Source organism: Nitrospirota bacterium, assembly GCA_013388455.1.
Taxonomy (GTDB): domain Bacteria; phylum Nitrospirota; class Thermodesulfovibrionia; order Thermodesulfovibrionales; family SM23-35; genus JACAFF01.
Map to the genome: position 1 here is coordinate 39,427 of JACAFF010000028.1, position 21,027 is coordinate 60,453.

General features: G+C 35.3%; 23 protein-coding genes and 1 tRNA gene. 12 read left to right on the forward strand and 12 right to left on the reverse strand.

Going from position 1 to position 21,027, the window contains the following annotated elements:
- Nucleotide 1 precedes the first annotated feature (1 nt).
- Nucleotides 2-742, forward strand: a complete 741-nt coding sequence (locus HXY53_06715; GenBank protein NWF76252.1) for a cytochrome B — start codon at nucleotides 2-4, stop codon at nucleotides 740-742.
- A gap of 1 nt (nucleotide 743) precedes the next feature.
- Complete coding sequence (locus tag HXY53_06720) at nucleotides 744-2,072, forward strand: Ni/Fe hydrogenase subunit alpha (GenBank protein NWF76253.1); 1,329 nt, start codon at nucleotides 744-746, stop codon at nucleotides 2,070-2,072.
- Between the two features lie 6 nt (nucleotides 2,073-2,078).
- Here the strand turns inward: HXY53_06720 and HXY53_06725 are convergent, their stop codons facing one another.
- The 3 genes from HXY53_06725 to lon form a co-directional block, all read right to left on the reverse strand.
- Nucleotides 2,079-2,267, reverse strand: a complete 189-nt coding sequence (locus HXY53_06725) for a hypothetical protein (protein NWF76254.1) — start codon at nucleotides 2,265-2,267, stop codon at nucleotides 2,079-2,081.
- A gap of 120 nt (nucleotides 2,268-2,387) precedes the next feature.
- Nucleotides 2,388-3,419, reverse strand: a complete 1,032-nt coding sequence (gene thiL, locus HXY53_06730; protein ID NWF76255.1) for a thiamine-phosphate kinase — start codon at nucleotides 3,417-3,419, stop codon at nucleotides 2,388-2,390.
- A gap of 3 nt (nucleotides 3,420-3,422) precedes the next feature.
- A complete protein-coding gene (gene lon, locus HXY53_06735; GenBank protein NWF76256.1) occupies nucleotides 3,423-5,813 on the reverse strand; it encodes an endopeptidase La in 2,391 nt (796 codons plus the stop codon).
- 255 nt (nucleotides 5,814-6,068) lie between these two features.
- On the opposite strand from lon, the gene HXY53_06740 reads away from it, so the two are divergent.
- Entirely contained in the window at nucleotides 6,069-6,431 is a 363-nt protein-coding gene (locus HXY53_06740; GenBank protein ID NWF76257.1) for a hypothetical protein, read from the forward strand.
- A gap of 76 nt (nucleotides 6,432-6,507) precedes the next feature.
- Here HXY53_06740 and HXY53_06745 read toward each other — a convergent pair whose 3' ends face one another.
- Genes HXY53_06745 through HXY53_06755 form a run of 3 tightly spaced genes read right to left on the reverse strand, consistent with a single transcriptional unit; the run spans nucleotide 6,508 to nucleotide 9,478 of the window.
- Entirely contained in the window at nucleotides 6,508-7,422 is a 915-nt protein-coding gene (locus tag HXY53_06745) for a branched-chain amino acid transaminase (GenBank protein NWF76258.1), read from the reverse strand.
- A gap of 50 nt (nucleotides 7,423-7,472) precedes the next feature.
- The gene (locus tag HXY53_06750) at nucleotides 7,473-9,116 is read right to left on the reverse strand and encodes an arginine--tRNA ligase (protein NWF76259.1); all 1,644 of its coding nucleotides are present in this window, start codon (nucleotides 9,114-9,116) and stop codon (nucleotides 7,473-7,475) included.
- Nucleotides 9,113-9,478, reverse strand: coding sequence for a phage holin family protein (locus HXY53_06755; protein ID NWF76260.1), 366 nt, complete (start codon nucleotides 9,476-9,478; stop codon nucleotides 9,113-9,115). The genes HXY53_06750 and HXY53_06755 overlap by 4 nt, the downstream gene beginning before the upstream one ends.
- 115 nt (nucleotides 9,479-9,593) lie before the next feature.
- Between HXY53_06755 and HXY53_06760 the strand changes: the two genes are divergently transcribed.
- Genes HXY53_06760 through HXY53_06800 form a run of 9 tightly spaced genes read left to right on the forward strand, consistent with a single transcriptional unit; the run spans nucleotide 9,594 to nucleotide 17,889 of the window.
- Nucleotides 9,594-11,336 (forward strand): NAD+ synthase, encoded by a 1,743-nt coding sequence (locus HXY53_06760; protein ID NWF76261.1) that lies wholly within the window; start codon nucleotides 9,594-9,596, stop codon nucleotides 11,334-11,336.
- 4 nt (nucleotides 11,337-11,340) lie between these two features.
- Entirely contained in the window at nucleotides 11,341-11,532 is a 192-nt protein-coding gene (locus HXY53_06765; protein ID NWF76262.1) for a hypothetical protein, read from the forward strand.
- Nucleotides 11,532-11,792 carry a hypothetical protein gene (locus HXY53_06770; GenBank protein ID NWF76263.1) on the forward strand — a complete coding sequence of 87 codons (261 nt, stop codon included), beginning with the start codon at nucleotides 11,532-11,534 and terminating at the stop codon, nucleotides 11,790-11,792. Before HXY53_06765 ends, HXY53_06770 begins: the two co-directional genes overlap by 1 nt.
- On the forward strand, nucleotides 11,789-12,616 hold the full coding sequence (gene rsmI, locus HXY53_06775) for a 16S rRNA (cytidine(1402)-2'-O)-methyltransferase (GenBank protein ID NWF76264.1): 828 nt from the start codon (nucleotides 11,789-11,791) through the stop codon (nucleotides 12,614-12,616). Before HXY53_06770 ends, rsmI begins: the two co-directional genes overlap by 4 nt.
- 58 nt (nucleotides 12,617-12,674) lie before the next feature.
- A complete protein-coding gene (locus tag HXY53_06780) occupies nucleotides 12,675-13,634 on the forward strand; it encodes a response regulator (protein ID NWF76265.1) in 960 nt (319 codons plus the stop codon).
- Entirely contained in the window at nucleotides 13,628-16,333 is a 2,706-nt protein-coding gene (locus HXY53_06785; GenBank protein ID NWF76266.1) for a valine--tRNA ligase, read from the forward strand. The genes HXY53_06780 and HXY53_06785 overlap by 7 nt, the downstream gene beginning before the upstream one ends.
- A 1-nt stretch (nucleotide 16,334) precedes the next feature.
- On the forward strand, nucleotides 16,335-16,823 hold the full coding sequence (locus HXY53_06790) for a hypothetical protein (protein NWF76267.1): 489 nt from the start codon (nucleotides 16,335-16,337) through the stop codon (nucleotides 16,821-16,823).
- Between the two features lie 7 nt (nucleotides 16,824-16,830).
- On the forward strand, nucleotides 16,831-17,658 hold the full coding sequence (nadC, locus tag HXY53_06795; protein NWF76268.1) for a carboxylating nicotinate-nucleotide diphosphorylase: 828 nt from the start codon (nucleotides 16,831-16,833) through the stop codon (nucleotides 17,656-17,658).
- Nucleotides 17,659-17,697: 39 nt separating this feature from the next.
- Nucleotides 17,698-17,889, forward strand: a complete 192-nt coding sequence (locus HXY53_06800; GenBank protein NWF76269.1) for an SAP domain-containing protein — start codon at nucleotides 17,698-17,700, stop codon at nucleotides 17,887-17,889.
- 5 nt (nucleotides 17,890-17,894) lie between these two features.
- On the opposite strand, the gene HXY53_06805 is transcribed toward HXY53_06800, so the two are convergent.
- The 6 genes from HXY53_06805 to HXY53_06830 form a co-directional block, all read right to left on the reverse strand.
- Entirely contained in the window at nucleotides 17,895-18,497 is a 603-nt protein-coding gene (locus HXY53_06805; GenBank protein NWF76270.1) for a DedA family protein, read from the reverse strand.
- Between the two features lie 19 nt (nucleotides 18,498-18,516).
- Nucleotides 18,517-18,590, reverse strand: a tRNA-Pro gene (locus HXY53_06810).
- A gap of 12 nt (nucleotides 18,591-18,602) precedes the next feature.
- Nucleotides 18,603-18,992: a MerR family transcriptional regulator gene (locus HXY53_06815; protein ID NWF76271.1), complete on the reverse strand. Its 390-nt coding sequence runs from the start codon at nucleotides 18,990-18,992 to the stop codon at nucleotides 18,603-18,605.
- On the reverse strand, nucleotides 18,985-19,269 hold the full coding sequence (locus HXY53_06820) for an integration host factor subunit alpha (protein ID NWF76272.1): 285 nt from the start codon (nucleotides 19,267-19,269) through the stop codon (nucleotides 18,985-18,987). Before HXY53_06820 ends, HXY53_06815 begins: the two co-directional genes overlap by 8 nt.
- 86 nt (nucleotides 19,270-19,355) lie before the next feature.
- The gene (locus tag HXY53_06825; GenBank protein ID NWF76273.1) at nucleotides 19,356-19,922 is read right to left on the reverse strand and encodes a CDP-alcohol phosphatidyltransferase family protein; all 567 of its coding nucleotides are present in this window, start codon (nucleotides 19,920-19,922) and stop codon (nucleotides 19,356-19,358) included.
- The gene (locus HXY53_06830; GenBank protein NWF76274.1) at nucleotides 19,923-21,026 is read right to left on the reverse strand and encodes an inositol-3-phosphate synthase; all 1,104 of its coding nucleotides are present in this window, start codon (nucleotides 21,024-21,026) and stop codon (nucleotides 19,923-19,925) included.
- Nucleotide 21,027 lies beyond the last annotated feature (1 nt).

Here is a 21,027-nt window from a genome sequence, read left to right on the forward strand (position 1 = left end):
CATGAAGAAACCAAATGTTGCTTTTTATGATTTTGCCTGTTGTGAAGGATGTCAGCTTCAAGTCGCAAATATGGGTGAATCATTACTTGATCTTCTCGGTTCAATCAATATTGTTGAATGGAGAGAAGTCATGTCTGAAAAGTGGGACATGAAATTAGACATATCGATTATTGAAGGCAGTATTACAGATAAACATGCAATCAGCAGGTTAAAACGTATCCGAAAGAGATCAAAAATAGTTATAGCATATGGCTCCTGTGCCACAATTGGTGGCGTTAATGGAATGAAAAATAGTTTTGATATTGAAGAGATCAGGAAATATGTATATGGTGATAGTTATCAGTTTTTCCCAACTGAACCTACCAGGGCTATTCACCAGATAGTAAAGGTTGACTATTTTGTAAATGGTTGCCCGGTATATATCCCTGAGTTTGTAACTGTCCTGAAGGCTGCCATGTTAAACATCCCTTACTATGTGCCTGACTATGCTGTATGTGTTGAATGCAAGATGAATGAGAATGTCTGTATGTATGAAAGGGGTGTAACATGTCTTGGTCCTGTGACAAGGGCAGGATGCAATTCGTGGTGCATTAATAATGGAAATATTTGCTATGGTTGCCGTGGTATGGTAAGCAATCCGAATATAAAAGGTTCACAGGAAGTAATCGCAAAATATGGCATATCCATTGACATGATTTTAAAGAAAATGAATATGTATAACAAATGTAGAGAGCTTGACTGAAATGGAGAAAAAAAATATCAATATAAATGTTGAATATATTACACGAGTTGAGGGCCATGGAAATATCGTAATTAATATGAAAGATGGATCTTTAGATAAATGTCGACTTGAGATAGTTGAGGCACCAAGATTTTTTGAAGGTATGTTACGTGGCCGTTCTGTTTTTGAGGCACAGCATATTACCAGTAGAATCTGCGGGATATGTGCCTGCGGTCATACACTTGCTTCGATACAGGCTGCAGAGGATGCCCTCGGTATTACACCTACTGAGCAGACAACAAAACTGAGAAAACTTCTTCTTCACTATGAGATTCTCGACAGTCATATTTTACATATATACGTTCTTACGGCCCCTGATCTGCTCGGAGTAAAAAGCTTTGTTCCACTTATCAATAGCCATAATGAAGTTATCCGAAGGGCATTAAGAATGAAAAAAACCTGTAATGATGTCTGCGATATTCTTGTTGGCCGTCATGTTCATCCAATATCTGCAATAGTAGGAGGATTTACCAAGCTACCGAGAGAAAAAGATATAGATAAAATGCTCGAAATGCTTAAATCAATGAGACCTGATATGGATGCGACTTTAGAACTACTACAAACACTGAAATTCCCTGAATTTGAACGGGATACAGAATATATAGGGCTGGTGAGTGATGATAACGAATATCCATTATTAACAGGTGATATTGGTTCTACCGATGGTATCAGAATTAACAAGAATGAATATTTAAAAATGACTAATGAATTTATTGTGCCATATTCTACAGCTAAACGTTCGAAACTTAACCGTGAGTCTTACGCAGTAGGTGCGCTTGCACGATTTAATTTAAATTTTAACAAGCTCCATCCAAAGGCGAAAGAAGCTGCTTTATCTCTTCAATTAAAGCCCAAATGCATCAATCCTTATCTTAATACCGTTGCTCAGTTAGTTGAATGTATTCATTGTCTTGAAGATGCGATATCAATTTTAGAAGATTTAAAAAATAATCCTCTAAACTATAATGAGGAAATAGTTGTCGGTTTAAATGAACAGAAAAAAATTCCTTTAAAATCTGGTAATGGGGTCGGTGCGGTTGAAGTCCCGAGAGGTATACTGTTTCACAATTATCAAATAGATGAAAATGGGGTTATCCAGAATGCTAATTGTGTTATTCCAACAAACCAGAACACAGGAAATATCGAATATGATATGATGAAATTAGTTCCAGAAATCCTTGATAAGAGTGAGGAAGAAATACGATTAGCTGTTGAAATGTTGGTTCGCTCCTATGATCCCTGTATTTCCTGTTCAGCCCATCTTCTAAATATTACCCTTTTAAATAAGTAAAATATTCTATTGCTTTGGTTTCTTGTTTGCTTTTTTTTTCAATGTATAAATGATAAAAATGGTTGCTGCAACAACGATGAGGCCTTTTCCGAGGAGTGCCATTACCCCGAAACTTACCCTCGTTATAGTCTTTCCGAATAGAAGAATTAAGATAACAACGCCGATCAACAAAACAACTTTCTGATATTTATTCATTTACTTTTACTCTCTCATAAATATAGCAATAACTTTGTTATGCCTTATACAGTTTTCCTCGATTTCAGTTTCTCATAATTTTAGCTTTTCAGATATATAATGACAAGTATTTTCAATATTTTATACAAAATGCTGATAACCCTCCCATGACAGAGTCTTTTTTCTGCCATAATTGTCTATTATTACCTTTTCTGATTTTGTTGTAATTTCACCTATGTGGATTGCTTCAATATTTTTCTCAGAAGGTGCAGTAAATAATATTTCATAATCTTCTCCGCCTGATAACGCAAATTTCAGGGGATCCTTTTTTAAAAATAAGGCTACCTTTTGAAGCTCTGGAGACACTGGTATTTTTTCTAAATATATTCTGGCGCCTACCTTACTTTCTTTACAGATTCTTGATAAATCGATCATTAGTCCGTCACTTATATCTATCATTGATGTTGCATTGTTTAAGAATTTTCTGGGAAATTTTACTACTGGCATAAGATGTCTAATAAATAAAGGTTCGACCGTCTCCCATGAAATGTTTTTAAATATTTTTCTGCATATTTCTTTCTGTTTCTTTATCTTTGAACGAATATGCAAAATCAGTGGCCTTTTAATTTTCTTTAAAAGTTCAAGTCCACAAGCTGAATCCCCTAAATTGCCTGTAACATATATTTTATCACCTACACTGGCACCTTTTCTGTTGATATGCTTAGTGCAATATCCTAAAATCGTTGCTGATAAACAAGCGGATTTAAAAACAGAAGAAATATCACCACCAATCAGCTTTGCTCTGTATAAATTTAGAGCTTTCTGAATCCCCATAAAAAATTCATCAAAGAATTCTTTTTTTGTATCTTTCCTTAATGCAATATTTAAGAGAACAAAAGAAGGTTGTCCGCCCATTGCATAGATGTCACTGATGTTAACAGATATTAATTTGAAACCAAGCTGAAAAGGGGTCATAAAACGAAGATCGAAATGAATTCCTTCTATCATCATATCAGTTGTTACTAAAAGATTTTTTTTGAGGGGTTTCAGAACAGATGCATCGTCACCTATACCAACTAATATGTCTCTTGATCTCTTAGCAAAATTTCTTTTTATCTGCTCTAATAGTTTAAGTTCTCCAACTTCAGAGAGTTTTATATGGCGAGGGGACATTGCTCATTTTTTTCTTTTTCGAGACTTTCTTCCATCTATTCTCTTAAGTGCAATTTTTATAACATCATCCATTGTTTCAGCAAGAATAAACTCCATATCCTTTTTTATATATTTTGGGATATCCTCAAGATCTTTTTTATTCCGTTTAGGAATTATAACCTTATTGATTCCCATTCTCTTTGCTGCGAGAGCCTTTTCCTTCAAACCTCCAATCGGTAAAACTCTTCCTCTTAAAGTAACTTCTCCTGTCATTGCAACATTTTTACTTACAGGTTTTCCAGTAAGTGCTGATGCAATTGCAGTTGCCATTGTAATACCGGCAGATGGACCATCTTTAGGTATAGCGCCAGCCGGTACGTGTATATGGAGGTCAGTTTTAGAAAATATATCATCTTTAATTCCGAGAATCTTTGCTTTTGACCTTACATAGCTTAAAGCTGCTTGTGCTGATTCCTTCATCACGTCTCCAAGTTGTCCTGTCAGTGTTAGATTCCCCTTTCCTTTCATGGTCGTTGCCTCAACATAAATAATATCCCCTCCTGTTTCGGTCCATGCAAGTCCTGTTGCTACACCAATCTCATCTTTTTCCATTTCTTCTTCGGGAAGGAACTTAGGGATCCCGAGATATTTGTGAACATTCTGTGAAGAGATAACGAATGTCTTTTCTTTACCTTCAGCTATCTTCTTTGCCACTTTCCTACAAAGATTCGCAATTTCTCTCTCAAGGTTTCTGACACCTGCTTCTCTGGTATATTGTGAGATTATATTAAAAAGCCCGGAATCAGTAATTTTCAGAACCTTGTTGTTTAATCCATGTTCTTCAAGCTGTTTTGGGATAAGATAGTTCTTAGCAATCCCGACTTTTTCTTCAGTTGTATAACCTGACAGATAGATTATCTCCATTCTGTCTCTTAATGGGCCTGGAATTGTATCAACAAGATTTCCGGTTGTTATGAACATCACATTTGACAAATCAAATGGAACTGCAAGATAATGGTCTGCAAAAGAATTGTTCTGTTCCGGGTCAAGTACTTCAAGAAGAGCTGATGAAGGGTCTCCTCTGAAGTCCATTCCTATTTTGTCAATTTCGTCAAGCATAAATACAGGGTTATTCGTTGCTGCTGTTTTTATGCCTTGTATTATACGGCCAGGAAGAGCGCCAACATACGTCCGCCTGTGTCCTCTTATCTCTGCTTCATCCCTGACACCTCCAAGCGACATTCTTACAAATTCCCTTCCAAGTGCTCTTGCAATAGATTTGCCGAGTGATGTTTTTCCTACACCTGGAGGACCAATAAAACAAAGAATGGGGCCTTTCATCTTTTCTTTTAACTTTCTGACGCTTAGATATTCCAGAATACGCTCTTTTACTTTCTCAAGGTCATAGTGATCTTCATTGAGTACTTTTTCAGCAGCTTTTATATCGAGATTATCAATCGTAGACTTTGACCACGGTAGTTCAACAAGCCAATCAAGATATGTCCTGACCGTAGCTGCTTCAGCACTGTCAGGATGCATTTTTTCAAGACGTTTTAATTGCTTCTCTGCTTCTTTCATAACCTTTTCCGGCATCTTTGCTTCTTCAATTTTTTTCCTGAATTCCTTTATTTCTTCTGCTCTTTCATCAATATCACCGAGCTCCTTTTGAATTGCCTTAAGCTGCTCTCTTAAAAAATATTCCCTCTGTGTTTTATCAATCTCTCCTCTGGCCTCAGATTGAATTTTCTGTTGAACTGTAAGCAGTTCTGCTTCTCTTGCTAATATCTCGTTCACACGCTTGAGCCTCTGCACAGCATCTTCAATCTCAAGAATCTCTTGTGATTGTTCAGATTTTAAACCAAGATTGGAGGCAACAAGGTCTGCAAGTCTTCCAGGCTCATCAATATTCTCTATAATTCCTACAACATCAGGAAGTATTGACTTCCCAAGAGAAATAACCTTTTCTAATTGTTCTTTTATCATCCTAATTTGCGCTTCATCCTCAATGGTTAGTTTCTCTGGTTTCAAATCAATTACCTTCTCGATTCTTGCCTTAAAGAAAGGGTCAGTCTGTTCATAATTTAATGCCCTTGCTTTACTTAAACCCTGAACAAGTATCTTAACCCTACCATCAGGGAGTTTCAGCATTCTCATAATAAGAGCAACTGTTCCCATAGAATAGAGATCATCAGGAGTTGGATTTTCGATGTTCAGATCCTTTTGAGTAATTAGCAATACCATTCTGTTAGTGCTTAGAGCATATTCTATAGCTTTTATGGACATATCTCTGCCAACAAAAAGTGGCAGTATCATATAAGGAAAAACTACTATATCCCTTACTGGAAGAACTGGTAAAGTATCAGGTATTTCTATTTCCTTTTCATTCTTCTGTTCCATGTCAATAACGTCTGCCATTTTTACTCCTTTATTTATAATATAATATTAACATAATACATCAGTGTAATACCGAATTCAAGAAACACCTTGAAAATAATTTATATTTAAATTATATTTTTATTGGTAAGTCTTAAAAATAATAATTTATTTTTTCTGGTTAATTATATTATTTGCACAGTATATCTTTTTTAAACTTATTCTCTGGATATTAAGTTTGAAATTTGAAAGGAGGTGACATTAGTGAAGAAATTAACTTTTGTCTTAACAATTCTTATGGCTATTGCATTTATTGGAAGTGCGATGGCAGTCTTGCCTGGGAAATCCATTGAATTTGCAGGCGGTGAAGCTGGCAAAGTTATATTCAAAGGTGATACACATGGTGCAAAACAGGGAATGAAATGTAATGATTGCCATCCAAAACCCTGGGCAACGAAAAAAGGTTCTTTTAAAATGACAAAAGAAGATCATGGTAAGACTGATTACTGTGGTAAATGCCATGATGGCCAGAAGGCATTTTCACAATCAACAGAGGCAGATTGCGGAAAGTGTCATATGAAAGCTGAAGAAGCACCGGCATCAGAAGAAAAACCAATATCAGAAGAAAAACCAGCACCAGCAGTCGAAGAAAAGAAATAAATAAAAAGGGGTATAGTATTCTATACCCCTTTTAACCTCACATCAAATTATCATATAAAATAAAGTGTTGATTATATTAAATCCTTGTTAACCAGGATTCATATTTATTATTTTTTCCCTTAACTATTTCAAAAAATATTGACTGGAGTTTTTTTGTTATTTCTCCTGGTTTTCCACTTCCGATAACCCTGCCATCAGCTTCTTTAATTGGAGTAACCTCAGCAGCAGTGCCAGTTAAAAAAGCCTCATCCGCAATATAAAGCTCATCGCGGGTAAATCTTTCTTCAATTGTTTCTATACCGATGTCTTTAGCAATCCTGATGATACTATTCCTTGTTACGCCTTCAAGTATTGAAGTAAGAGGAGTGGTTTTTAGATTACCATTCCTGATAATAAAAATATTTTCACCGCTTCCTTCTGATATGTATCCTTCTGTATCAAGAAGCAGGGCCTCGTCATATCCACACATAATAGCTTCTTTTTTAGCAAGTTGTGAATTGACATAATATCCGCAAATCTTTCCCCTTGACATATTGGAATTTACATGGTTTCTTATAAAAGAAGATATCTTTATTCTTATTCCTTCGTTAAGCCCCTTTTCTCCAAGGTATGTTCCCCATGGCCAAACAGCAATCATTAAATTAACAGGATTTTCCTTGGGATATAGTCCCATAGCGCCATATCCTATGTATACTAATGGCCTTATATAACATTCTTTTATTTTGTTTATTTTTACCGTCTTGATTATCGCTTCTTTAATCTCTTTTTTAGAATATGGAATATCAATTATAAAAATATGTGCGGAATCATAAAGCCTGTCAATATGTTCATCAAGTCTGAAAATTGCAGGTCCATTCTGTGTCTCATAACACCTGATTCCTTCAAAAACACCAAGTCCATAGTGAAGGGTGTGTGTGAGAATATGCACTTTAGCATTATCCCAGTTTACAAATTTCCCATCCATCCATATCTTTTTGGTCTTTAAAATCATAAGGCTATATTTATACCAAGATGTTACAAGTAATGTCAATTATCAATTTTTTACATTTTTTCAGGAGCACTTACTCCGAGTATCTCAAGACCATCCCGAAGAACAATCCTTATAGCTTCACATAATGCAAGCCTTGCCCTGCTCAATTTAATATCATTCCCGATTATTCTATATTTGTTGTAATATGGGTGAAAAATTCCTGCGAGTTCCTGCAGAAAAAATGTGATCCTATGTGGCTCACGTGCATTAACAGCACCTTCAAAAACCATCTTATATGTGAGAAGTTTTTTAATAATCTTTAGTTCTTCAGATGTTGTTAAAAAACCTAATGTTGCATCATTGAGATTTTCAACATTAATGCCATTTTCTATTGCATAATTAAAAATACTATTTATCCTTGCATTTGCATACTGCACATAAAATACAGGATTTTCTGATGATTGAGTTTTTGCAACATCGAGATCAAAATCAAGATGACTATCAGGACGTCTTGTGAGGAATATAAACTTAGTTATATCTGGGCCGACTTCATCTATTACTTCACGTAACGTAACAAATTCCCCTGCCCTCTTTGACATCTGAACCGGTTTTCCTCCTCTCATAAGATTAACCATCTGAACTATCAAAACTTTTAATTTCTCTTTTGGATATCCGAGAGCTTCTATTACAGCCTCTATTCTTGGAATATACCCATGATGATCAGCACCCCATATGTCTATAAGCTCATCAAAACGCTTCTCTATTTTCTTTCTGTGGTATGCAATGTCTGATGTAAAATAAGTATATTCACCATCCTTTTTAATAATAACCCTGTCTTTATCATCGCCGAATAGTGTTGCCCTAAACCATGTAGCTCCATCCTTTTCATAAATAAATCCTTTATCTCTTAGATCCTCAATAGCATTTTTTACTTCACCACTATCAAAGAGTTGCCTTTCACTCTGCCAGGTATCAAAGCTTATCCCGAACTCTTTCAAGTCATCTTTTATTCCTGACAGTATCTTGCGATATGAAAAATCGATGAAGAAATCTGAAACTTCTTGAAAATCTTTTTGATTATGCTCTTTTCCTTTTTCTCTTATTATCTCCTTTGCAATATCTTCAATATATCCACCTTTATATCCGTCTTCAGGAAACTGATAATCATTTCCCAATAATTGTTGATACCTTGCAAAAACTGACAGACCGAGGAGTTTTACCTGTTTCCCAGCATCGTTTATATAGTATTCGCGTTCAATGTTGAAACCTGCTGCTTTTAAAAGATTTGCAAGAGCTTGACCTACAGCACCTCCTCTTCCATGTCCAAGATGTAAAGGACCTGTAGGATTAGCACTTATAAATTCTATCTGAATCTTTCTGTCTTTCCCGATATTTTCTCTCAGAAACTTACTCTTATATAAAATCAATTTTTTTAATTCTGCAAAAAGATATTCCATAGAGAATGTAAAATTTATAAAACCTGGTCCTGCAATATCTATTTTTTTAAAAAAAGAGTTATCGCCTATATTAGACACAATATCCTCTGCTATTTTTCGAGGATGTTTTTTTAATTGCCTCGATAGTGACATTGCAACTGTTGTCGCAATGTCACCCATTGAATCATTTGGTGGTACTTCAACCTCAATTGTAGGTATTGGATCAACACCGAGTGAATGCAGTGAAGTCTTGATAATATCTATAACATCCTTTTTCATTGTCTATAGTATCTAATCTTTTTTAGTCCCGTAATCCAAGAAAGCAACATGCTTACAATACTTACAATTAATGCTCCTTTAAAAGCAGGCCCAAAACCATTAATTTCAAACCCGAGTTTAAAGGGGATTGAGAGTTGAGCAGTAATCGTAAGCATCAGGGTATTGACGATGAGAGTAAAAAGTCCAAGGGTAAAAATAATCAGAGGAATTGTGAAAAGAGTAATTAACGGCTTTATAAATGTATTAACAATACCAAAAATTGCACCAATAATAATCATTTTCCACCATTCTCCTGTAAAGGTTATACCATCAATAAGCCTTACTGCTACAGCAATAGAAAAGGCATTTATCATTATTTTCAATATTAAATAGGCCACATAATATTTTACCCTCGATTATATATTTTTTGTTGAAATTTTGAACAAATGCTATAATAAGCAAAATTGTTCATCAATTACTAACAAGGGTAAATCGTATATGAGATCATTAAGGATTGCTCTTGCTCAGATTAATCCGACAGTCGGCGATTTTGAAGCCAATATCTTTAAAATTGTTCAATATATTGAGAAAGCTATTAAATTAAGAGCTGACATTATAGCTTTCCCTGAACTTTCTATAAGTGGTTATCCTCCTGAAGATCTTCTTTTAAAGCCGCAATTTATCAATGATAACCTGAATGCCTTGAAAACTATCCAGAAAAGCACAACAAATATAACTGCTATTGTAGGTTTTATTGACAAAAGAGATGATATTTTCAATGCTGCAGCAATAATTTATAACAAAAAAATTATAGATGTATATCACAAAATGTATCTGCCAAATTATGGTGTCTTTGATGAATATCGATATTTTCAGGCAGGCACAAGATGCCCTATATATCAGTTGGGTAACACATGGATTGGGGTGAATATATGTGAAGATATATGGTATCCAGAAGGACCTTCAAGAATTCAATCTCTTGCAGGTGCTGAAGTCATCATCAATATCAATGCTTCACCATATCGTATAGGCAAAGGAAAATTCAGGGAAACAATGTTAGCAACTCGTGCAACAGATAACATTGTTATAATCGCATATTTAAATATAGTCGGCGGGCAGGACGAACTGATTTTCGACGGACATAGCATGATAATTGATCAGAATGGCAAGGTAATTGCACGTGGGAAACAATTTAAAGAAGATCTCATTATTGCTGACATTGATCTTGAAGGAATCATAATGAAAAGATTACATGCTCCATTGAGACGACAAGAAATATCAAAACTCAATAAAGGATCATTAGAAAAGATCCAGATTTTTACTGAAAAGAAAACTCCTATGAAAAGAAAATATATAAGCAAACCGTCCTTAAAATGTAAACCGGTTTTTGAACCCTTGGAAGAAATCTATAATGCTCTTGTACTCGGTACACATGATTATATTAAGAAGAATGATTTTAAGGGGGTTGTAGTAGGTTTGAGTGGCGGAATTGATTCTTCGCTTGTCGCAACAATTGCTGTAGAGGCTATCGGTAAACATAAAGTGTATGGTATTTTCATGCCTTCTCCTTATACATCAAAAATAAGCAGAGAAGATGCATATGAACTTGCAGAGAATATTGGAATAAAATTGATAGAAGTACCTATTCACAATATATTTCAGAGTTATTTAAATACATTAAAAAAAGAATTCTGTGGATTAGCAATGGATAAAACTGAAGAAAATATTCAGGCAAGGATTCGTGGCAATATCCTTATGTCATTTTCGAACAAATTTGGCTGGCTGGTTTTGACGACAGGAAATAAATCGGAGATGAGCGTCGGTTATGCAACCCTTTACGGAGATATGGCTGGTGGTTTTGCTGTACTTAAAGACGTACCGAAAACTTTAGTTTATGAACTCAGCAAATGGAAAAACAAGAAATCACGAAAGATATTGATACCAGAGAGAGTTTTAACAAAAGAGCCTTCTGCTGAACTTAAGCCCGGGCAGAAAGATAGCGATACACTTCCTCCTTATCCGATACTTGATAACATAATTAAGGCTTATGTTGAAGAAGATAAAAGCTTTGAAGAGATCGCATCTCTTGGTTTAGATATTAATTTGATATGTAATGTAATCACAATGATTGATAAGAGCGAATATAAGAGAAGACAGTCACCTCCCGGAATCAAAATTACAGAGAGAGCATTCGGAAGAGATAGGCGTTTTCCTATAACAAATAAATACAGGGGGTACTAATAACATGGAAATTAAAGAAGAGTTTAGAGTTTGTCCGAATTGTTCTTACACAAAAGGCTTCCATGTTTTTTTTAAAAAAACGAAAACTAAAACAAAAATTGGATTAATATGCCCTCAATGTGGAACTTCTTATGACATTGGATGGATGATATCTGGTATAAAGAATCTTAAACCAGAAAAAGGAGTTGAATACTAATGAAAAAAACTATTTTAACAGTTGGTGTTTTCTTTTTCTTTGTTATTATATTTTTAGTTGGAATAACATGTTCTGAAAGTTCAAAAAATTTTCAGTATAAAACACAACCAGAAATTCAGCAGATAAAAGTAAATAAACCTGTGAAGATCAAACTGAAGCGTTCAGTCGAAGGAAAATACTCATGGGATCTATCTGGAGATAGTGTGGATGAAGTTGTCAAAGCAGATAAACGATTAAAGAAACTTTTGAAGATAGAGTGATAGGCACTCTTTATATAGTTTCTACGCCAATAGGTAATCTCGAGGATATTACCTTGAGAGCTATAAGGATACTCAAAGAGGTTGATATAATAGCAGCAGAAGATACCCGTAATTCATTAAAATTACTCAACCATTATGGTATTTCCAAACCAATGATAAGTTATTGGGGTGCAAAGGAAAAGATCAAAGCGCATGAGATAATAAGCAGACTGCGTTCAGGTCAATCAGTAGCTCTTATATCAGATGCAGGAACCCCTGGTATATCAGATCCTGGTGCTATTGTTATAAAAAAAGCAATAGAAGAAAAAATACCTTTAACAGTAATACCAGGACCTACATCTTTCGTCGCTGCTCTGTCATTATCTGGACTATCTACAGAACAGTTTACTTTTATTGGCTTTCTTCCTTCAAATAAAAGTCAGCGATTGAAAGCTTTGAAAAATTTATGCTTCGAAACCAGAACTCTCATATTCTATGAAGCACCTCATAGAGTCTTTGAGACACTTATTGACATGGATAAAATATTTTCTGAAAGAAGAGCAGCGATTATTAAAGAAATATCAAAAATTCATGAGGAAGTTTTTAGAGGTTTCATACATGAATTACTCCCCTTATTTGAACATTCGAAGATATACGGTGAGTATATAATCATAGTTGAAGGAAGAAGTTCTATAAAATATATTTTACCAGAGGATGCTCTATCTGAAGTACACTCCCTTATGAAGAAAGGTTTAAGCAGGAAAGAAGCTGTACAAAGGATTGCAGAACAATATAATATAAGTAAAAAAGAGCTTTATAATAAAAGCCTTTATTATATTACTTGACTTTTTCATAACTTAACAATAAAATTCTTCAAGATATATAAAAATAATGAGGTGACCATTGGCACATAAACTTTTTCTTGCAGATGACAGTATTACGATTCAGAAAGTAGTAGAGCTAATACTTGCTGAAGAAGGATTCGATATTAAGACTGCAAATACTGGAGAAGAGGCATTGACTGCTATCCCTACATACATGCCTGATATAATACTTGCAGATATCGAAATGCCAAAAATAAACGGTTATCAGCTATGTGAAAAAATTAAGGAAAATCCAATTACAAGTAATATTCCAGTAATACTACTTGCAGGAGCATTTGAACCTATAAATGAAGAAATGGTAAAGCAGGTACGTGCTGATGACTTTATTGTAAAACCTTTTGAATCACAGGAGCTAATCAATAAAATAAACTCTGCTTTATCATTAAAAGCTATTGAAGGAGAAAGAAAATTCGAAGAACTTAAAGAAGAAGGCAAAGAAGAATTAGCTGAGGTCATCCATGAAGATGATTTATGGTCATTTGAGCAGATTTCTGAAGAGACTGAAGCAAAAGTCTTGGCAACAGAATCAGAAGAAACTGAAGAAGCTATTTCAGAAGCATACCTTGAAGTAGCAGAAGAGATTCCTTTAGAAGTTCCATCTATTGAAGAAGAAATCAAAACCCAAGAAATTGAATCTGCAAAAGTTGTTAGCGGTATTCCAGCAGCAGAAATTCCCACTAAAGATGAACTGATTAAGATCTTTAAGGATTCGGTTCATGAACGCATAGATGAATTAATCTCCTCTGTTAATTTAAAGGAATTAATCAATACCTCTCTCATGCCTGTCTTGAGAGATTCAGTCGAAAAGATACTTTGGGAAGTTGCACCTGACCTTGTTGAGAGAATGCTTAAAGAAATGTTAAAAGGTTCACTTGAGTCCCTTACAAAAGAGGTTGAAAAGGTGATATGGGAGACTGTACCTGATCTTGCTGAGACTTTGATTTCAAAGGAAATAGAGAGGATTAGGTCGGAATTTTAGAAAAAAGCTTCAATCCACAGGGTATCGAAGTAAAATGGTATGAATATTGGATGAAAAAGGGGTTTTTTTCCCCTGAATCGATTCCAGTAGGTCCTTATTATTCATTAGTAATCCCCCCTCCCAATGTTACTGGCTCTCTTCATATGGGCCATGCTCTTAATACAGTACTGCAGGATATTCTCTCACGCTGGAAGCGTATGTCAGGATATAAGGTTCTCTGGTTGCCAGGCACTGACCATGCAGGCATTGCAACCCAGAATGTTGTTGAAAAACAACTAGCATCTGAAGGCCTTGACAGGCATAAACTTGGACGCGAAGATTTTATAAAGAGGGTCTGGCAATGGAAATTTGAATATGGAGGACGAATTATTCACCAGCTTAAAAGACTGGGGGCCTCATGCGACTGGGGTAGAGAAAGATTTACACTTGATGAAGGATTATCGAGTGCTGTAAGAGAGGTTTTTATAAAACTCTATGAAGATGGACTTATATATAGAGATAACAGGTTAGTTCAATGGTGTCCACGTTGTCACACTGCACTTTCAGATTTAGAAGTTGAATACGAAGAATTGGATGGGAAACTAACATATATAAGATATCCGCTTTCAGATAACAGCAGCAAATATATAACAGTAGCTACCACAAGACCTGAGACTATGCTTGGTGACACTGCTGTTGCAGTAAATCCTGATGATGAAAGATACACTGAATTTATAGGAAAAACAGTAAGACTGCCTTTAACAGAGCGTATAATTCCTATAATTGCTGATAAAGCAGTAGACCCTTCGTTTGGGACGGGTGCTGTTAAGGTAACCCCTGCTCATGATTTTAATGATGAAGCAATGGCAAAAAGGCAGAACCCTCCCCTGAAATTTATAACAGTTATTGGAGACGATGGATATATGACATCCCTTGCAGGGAAGAATTATGCAGGTCTTGATAGGTACGAATGTAGGAGACTTGTTTTGAAAGATTTAAAGGAACTTAATCTAATTGAAAAAGAGGATCTACACAAATATGCATTAGGACATTGCTATCGTTGCAAGACAGTAACTGAACCACTATTAACCCAGCAGTGGTATGTCAATGTGCAATCTATGTCCAAGGAAGCCATCAGAGCTGTCAGAGATGGCAGAATTAAGATTATTCCTAAGATCTGGGAGAACACATATTTTTCATGGATGGAGAACATCAGAGACTGGTGTATCTCACGTCAGATATGGTGGGGACATCGAATACCTGTGTGGTATTGTAATGAAATGAAAAGTCATGAATGCAGAATGCGAAAAGGTATTATTGTTTCAAAAAAGGAACCAGAGATATGTCCTTATTGTAATTCTGACAAACTTATACAAGATGAAGACGTCCTTGATACGTGGTTTTCATCTGCACTCTGGCCATTTTCAACATTAGGTTGGCCTGATAATACCGACGACCTGAAAAACTTCTATCCTACAAGTGTTCTTGTAACTGCGTTTGATATTTTATTCTTCTGGGTCGCAAGAATGATAATGATGGGACTCAAATTCATGCATGATGTGCCATTCAAAGATGTATATATCCATGCCCTTATAAGAGATATGAAAGGGCATAAGATGTCAAAATCTAAAGGAAATGTTATCGATCCATTAATAATGATGGATAAATATGGAACAGATGCTTTCAGGTTCACACTTGCAGCCTTTGCTGCACAGGGCCGTGATATCAAATTCTCAGAAGACAGGGTTGAGGGATACCGTCATTTTGTAAATAAGATCTGGAATGCAGCAAGGTTCATAACCATGAATACCGAAACTCAGAATGTTTCATCTAAAATCTATATGTCCCTTCCAGGAAGATGGATATTAAGTAGACTTTCAACTACAGTTGACCAGATAAATAATGCTCTTAACGAATACCGTTTCAACGACGCCGCAAGTAGTATATATCAATTTCTATGGCACGAATTTTGTGATTGGTATATTGAGATGGCTAAAATCGACCTTCAGGATACTAAATATGAAAGTGGAGCACGATGGTGCCTTCTTCATACTTTTGAAACATCTTTAAGATTACTACATCCTTTCATGCCTTTCGTTACTGAAGAGTTATGGCAGAAAATAAAGGATTTAAAAATAAAAATTATGAACCAATATTCAATTGTAAGCGAAGAAAAACTAAAGGAAAGTATAATGATATCAGATTTTCCTAAATCAGTTCATAAGGATTATGATGCAGAAAAAGAAATGTTTTATCTAATTGATGCTGTTACTGGAATTAGAACAATAAGGGGTGAATTGAATATTACACCATCTCTTAAAATCAATGTATCTATAAAAACACTCATTACCGAAGCAGAAAAATTATTAAATGAAAACATTCAGTATCTCTTATGGCTTTCAAGGGCAAAAGAAATAAAAATAGGTATGAATGTAAAGAAACCATCCCATTCAGCTACTTCTGTTAAAAACTCTATGGAAATATATATTCCTCTTAAAGGCTTATTGAATATTACAACTGAACTCGATAGACTCAATAAAGATGAGGCAAAAATCGAAGAATCATTATCTATTTTGAATAAGAAATTATTTAATGAAGACTTTATTAAAAAGGCTCCAAAAGAGATTGTTGAAAAGGAAAAGGCAAAATATGAAGAACTAATTAATATTAAAGAGAGGATATTAAAAAGTAAAAAAATACTTAAAGAGGCGGAGGACTAAAATGGCTAATAAGCAGAAAGATAAGATACAAAAAAGCGACCTGGAATTCATTGAAGGTGAGTTTATTAATATAAAACAGAGTACTATAAGGGCTGTTGAAGGGGGACACATAGAACTTCAGCAGGTTGGAGCTTTAAGTATTGATGGCGAAAAAATAGATATCACTCAGGGTGCCTCAGGATTACTCAGAGGAAACGAGATAAATCTGAATCAAAGTATTAGTGCAATAACTGCCGGCAACCATGTTTCTGTAAATTACTCACTAACACCCCTTTCTATCTCTAGAGAAGATGTATCTGTAAGTAGATCAGCTATTGGATGTTTAGCTGCAAAGAATATAAAATCAGAAAATACTTCTGCCTTTCTGGTTATTTCTAACAAAATAGAAGGTGATATAACAACAGTGCTCGACTGGCGCTCTGCTCTTGCACTTGGTGCTGTATTAGGAGGAGTTTGGGGTCTTTTTTCTCTGCTATTAAAAAGGAAATAGAGTGGATATTCCTCCAAGTGTAATAAATATCATTCATACTGCTCTTGAAGAAGATATAGGAACCGGAGATATCACAACAACCCTTCTGATACCTGAAGAAAATCACTCAATAGCAACCTTTAAGGGAAAAGAAGATTTCATTTTAGCAGGTATACCTTTTTGTAGAGAAGTCTTTCGGTTACTTGATCCTTCAATAATATTTACAGCGGTTCTTTCAGAAGGTACTCAGGTTCATAAAGGTGAAATAATCGCAAAGGTTTCTGGAAAGACAAGTACAATTTTAAAAGGGGAAAGGGTAAGTCTGAATATTTTACAAAGGCTTTCTGGAATAGCAACTCTGACGCGCATGTTCCATAACAAGATTAAAGGTACTAAGGCTAAAATACTCGATACAAGAAAGACAACCCCATGTCTCCGATTTATGGAGAAGTATGCAGTAAGAATCGGAGGAGGCAATAACCACAGGTTTGGACTATTTGATGGTATTCTTATTAAAGATAACCACATAAATGCCGTTGGTGGTATCAAAGAAGCTGTCATGCGAGCAAAAGAACATTATCATCTTATTAAGATTGAGGTAGAAGTTCAGAAACTTGAAGAACTCGTTGAGGCAATTGAAGCAGGAGCAGACGTGATTATGCTTGATAATATGCCCCTTTCCAATATAAAAGAAGCTGTAAAGATTTCTAATGGTAGGGTTTTACTTGAAGCTTCAGGGAATATCAATCTTGAGAATATAAGAGAAGTCGCTGAGGCCGGTGTTGATTTTATCTCTATAGGTGCACTTACTCATTCTGCTAAAGCAGTTGACATCAGCTTGAAAATAAGTGAATAGTTTGCTATTTTTATTTTAAAATAAAAAAGGAGGAAGATAATGACACTCAAAGAAGTCAAAGGGATTGCAAAATCTAAAGGCATAAAAGTAGTTGGTAATATGAAAAAAGAAAATATTATACGTGCTATACAGAGAGCAGAAGGAAATTTTGACTGTTTTGGCACAGCGAAAAACGGTATTTGCGATCAGGTAAATTGCCTCTGGATGGAAGACTGTTTAAAATTAAAATAGCTGATTTATTTATTGCTTTTTCTCATATGCCAGATAATATAAACTGCTATAACTAATACTGAACATATTATGATATAGACACTGCATTGCCTGCTCGCTTGAAATATTTTATCTTTATTATTACCAACAAAATAGCCAATGTATGCGAGAATGCATACCCATATCCCCGCGCCTGTTGCAGTATAAAAGCAGAATTTTTTAAGATTCATTCTGGCAAGTCCTGCTGGAAATGAAATATAATGTCTTACACCAAGTATAAGACGACCTATGAATGTGCTTATGTTACCATGTCTAAGAAAAAAATCTTCTCCTTTTTTGAACCGGTTCTCTGAAATCAAAAAATATTTTCCATATCTTAGTATAAAAGGTCTTCCAAGAAATACAGCAATAGCATAATTAAAAAGGGCACCGAGAAGACTTCCGGCTGTTCCAGAAGCTATAACACCAATCCAGCTCATTTGATTCTGTGAGATCAGATAACCAGCAGGTGGTATTACGAGCTCAGAAGGAAGAGGGATAAACGTACTTTCTACAAACATTAAAAAAATAATGCCTAGATAACCCATTGTTCCAATAGTCTCAATTAACCAGTTAAGAAATGTATTCATTTATCCTCATTTTTATTAGTCGGGGCGAGCAGATTTGAACTGCCGACCACTCACACCCCAAGCGAGTGCGCTACCAGGCTGCGCTACGCCCCGATTGTCTATTAATTACTGAAGCTGGGTTAGAATATCCCTGATCCTTTTTTTGATATGCTCTATTACCAGGGCAGGCTGACGAACATCCTTTTTCTGTAAATCCTTTTCTGTATTTTTTTCGACAGCTACTGAACTAATTCCAAGTTTTTTTCTTACACCCTCTATCGTATAACGCTCTTGGTATAAAAGCCTTTTAATAGTAAGCAACATCTCCACATCTTTTTTCACATATACACGTTGACCTGATTTGCTTTTTCGAGGTTTTAAAAATGGAAATTCTGTTTCCCAATATCTAAGAACGTAGGCTTCAACTCCAACTATCTTGCTTACTTCTCCTATTTTATAAAAAAGCTTATCGGGGAAGTAAGTATATTCTTTTTTTTCTACTGCAGATTTAAGCATTCTCTTTTCCCATAGAAGCTTTAAGCTGGTTACTTGCTCGGAAAGTAATAACCCTTCTTGGACTTATTTCGAGATCTTCACCTGTCTTGGGATTTCTTCCTCTGCGTGCCATCTTTTTACGGACGTTGAAAGTTCCAAATCCTGAAATTTTTATAGACTCTCCTTCAATAAATGCCTGTTTCATCGTATCAAAAAGGATTTCAATAATATCCTGTGCTTCTTTTTTAGAAAGACCAATCTTTTCAAATATTTTTTCTACCAGATCTGCCTTTGTCATTCCATATCCACCATGATTTTTTTAATTATATTAATGACATATGAACTTGTCAAGAAGAATTTGGTTTATACATTTTAATAAACTTATTATTGATTCATCTTTTTTCTTACATAATATATTCTCTGTAATACAGTAAAATGAGTTAGTATTAGCATTATCCATAAAATAGGCACAATCCATCCGGTCAGTGTTGCAAAAATTAGCAATATAATCCTTTCAGGACGTTCCATAATTCCTGTGTGGCATGATTCCCCAAGACCTTCTGCACGCGCACGTGCATAGCTGATTAAGAATGCGCCTATCAATGTCCCAAGACTGATAAATGCACCTTCATTGTCGCCCTTCCCTGCAAGATACCATGCAATAGAAAGAAATAAAAAAGCATCAGAATATCTATCAAGGACAGAGTCAAGGAATGCACCAAATCTTGAGGTCCTTCCCTTTATACGGGCAACCATGCCATCAAGCATGTCAAAAATACCACCAATAAGAATCAAAATACCACCTATCTTTATATTCCGATGAATAATAACTGCAGCAAGTGATGTTATAAGAAAACCTATAATAGTAAGAACATTTGGACTAAGTGGTATATATTTCAGGATAGGTCTGAGAGGTGTATCAAAAAAATGGCCAAGCCTTGCACTAAGCATTTACCTCTCTATTTTCCCGTTTATGAAAGCTTCCACCATATCTCTTGCTTTATCATCAGGGAACTGGGTAATGGGATGTTTCATAAAATATGCTGAAGGAGATATAAGGACACCTCCTATACCTCTGTCTCTTGCAATCTTGCAACAACGGATTGCATCTATAACGACTCCGCCGCTATTAGGCGAGTCTTCAACAGAGAGACGTAATTCTGCATGAATCGGTATATTACCAAATATTCTTCCTTCCATTCTTAAAAAACAGACCTTGTTGTCATGAAGCCAGGGTATATAATCGGAAGGTCCAATATGAATATGTTCATTCTGAAGAGGAATCTGAAGTTGTGACTGAACAGCCTCTGTCTTAGAAATCTTTTTCGATATCAATCGGTGCCTGTTCAGCATGTTAAGGAAATCTGTATTACCACCAACATTTAATTGATATGTATTATCAAGTTTAACCCCTCTATCTTCAAAAAGCTTTGTAAGGGTTCGGTGTATAATTGTTGCGCCTATCTGACTCTTAATGTCATCTCCAATAATTGGTATGTTCTTTTTCTCAAAACGCTTGATCCATTCCTTGCTCGATGCTATAAAAACAGGAATGCAATTTATAAAGCTCACACCTGCTTTCAGGCAGGCCTCGGCATAAAAAGCTGTAGCTTTTTCAGAGCCAACAGGTAAGTAATTTAGAAGAATATCTGCTCCACTCTTTTTTAGAACTTTTACAACATCAACAGCTCTTTTTTTTGCAACAATAAAGCGCCTGTTTTCTGGATATTCTTCCATATGAACAGATACACCATCTAATACCTGTCCCATCATAACCTTTACCGGAAAATCAGGTATATTTCGTGTAATTGTTTTTGTGCAATTTGGTTGTGCGAAAATGGCTTCAGCGAGTGGTTTATCGACTTTCCTCTTGTCAATATCAAATGCAGCTACAAAAATTATATCTTCAGGGCTATAACCGCCAAGATTATAATGCATTAGACCGAGCGAGCTGTCTGAATGATGTTCTCCAAGAGACTTATAATATTCAACACCCTGAATCAAAGAACTTGCACAATTTCCAACTCCAGCAATTGCAACTCTAATTTTTCCCATT

What these genes read in the sequence shown, in the direction of transcription:
- HXY53_06830 (NWF76274.1), bottom strand. Translation starts at nt 21,026, where the DNA reads ATGGGAAAAATTAGAGTTGCAATTGCTGGAGTTGGAAATTGTGCAAGT.
- thiL (NWF76255.1), bottom strand. Translation starts at nt 3,419, where the DNA reads ATGTCCCCTCGCCATATAAAACTCTCTGAAGTTGGAGAACTTAAACTA.
- HXY53_06745 (NWF76258.1), bottom strand. Translation starts at nt 7,422, where the DNA reads ATGATTTTAAAGACCAAAAAGATATGGATGGATGGGAAATTTGTAAAC.
- HXY53_06790 (NWF76267.1), top strand. Translation starts at nt 16,335, where the DNA reads ATGGCTAATAAGCAGAAAGATAAGATACAAAAAAGCGACCTGGAATTC.
- HXY53_06740 (NWF76257.1), top strand. Translation starts at nt 6,069, where the DNA reads ATGGCTATTGCATTTATTGGAAGTGCGATGGCAGTCTTGCCTGGGAAA.
- HXY53_06815 (NWF76271.1), bottom strand. Translation starts at nt 18,992, where the DNA reads ATGCTTAAATCTGCAGTAGAAAAAAAAGAATATACTTACTTCCCCGAT.
- lon (NWF76256.1), bottom strand. Translation starts at nt 5,813, where the DNA reads ATGGCAGACGTTATTGACATGGAACAGAAGAATGAAAAGGAAATAGAA.
- HXY53_06825 (NWF76273.1), bottom strand. Translation starts at nt 19,922, where the DNA reads ATGCTTAGTGCAAGGCTTGGCCATTTTTTTGATACACCTCTCAGACCT.
- HXY53_06720 (NWF76253.1), top strand. Translation starts at nt 744, where the DNA reads ATGGAGAAAAAAAATATCAATATAAATGTTGAATATATTACACGAGTT.
- HXY53_06820 (NWF76272.1), bottom strand. Translation starts at nt 19,269, where the DNA reads ATGACAAAGGCAGATCTGGTAGAAAAAATATTTGAAAAGATTGGTCTT.
- HXY53_06715 (NWF76252.1), top strand. Translation starts at nt 2, where the DNA reads ATGAAGAAACCAAATGTTGCTTTTTATGATTTTGCCTGTTGTGAAGGA.
- HXY53_06725 (NWF76254.1), bottom strand. Translation starts at nt 2,267, where the DNA reads ATGAATAAATATCAGAAAGTTGTTTTGTTGATCGGCGTTGTTATCTTA.
- HXY53_06805 (NWF76270.1), bottom strand. Translation starts at nt 18,497, where the DNA reads ATGAATACATTTCTTAACTGGTTAATTGAGACTATTGGAACAATGGGT.
- HXY53_06765 (NWF76262.1), top strand. Translation starts at nt 11,341, where the DNA reads ATGGAAATTAAAGAAGAGTTTAGAGTTTGTCCGAATTGTTCTTACACA.
- HXY53_06800 (NWF76269.1), top strand. Translation starts at nt 17,698, where the DNA reads ATGACACTCAAAGAAGTCAAAGGGATTGCAAAATCTAAAGGCATAAAA.
- HXY53_06760 (NWF76261.1), top strand. Translation starts at nt 9,594, where the DNA reads ATGAGATCATTAAGGATTGCTCTTGCTCAGATTAATCCGACAGTCGGC.
- HXY53_06750 (NWF76259.1), bottom strand. Translation starts at nt 9,116, where the DNA reads ATGAAAAAGGATGTTATAGATATTATCAAGACTTCACTGCATTCACTC.
- HXY53_06770 (NWF76263.1), top strand. Translation starts at nt 11,532, where the DNA reads ATGAAAAAAACTATTTTAACAGTTGGTGTTTTCTTTTTCTTTGTTATT.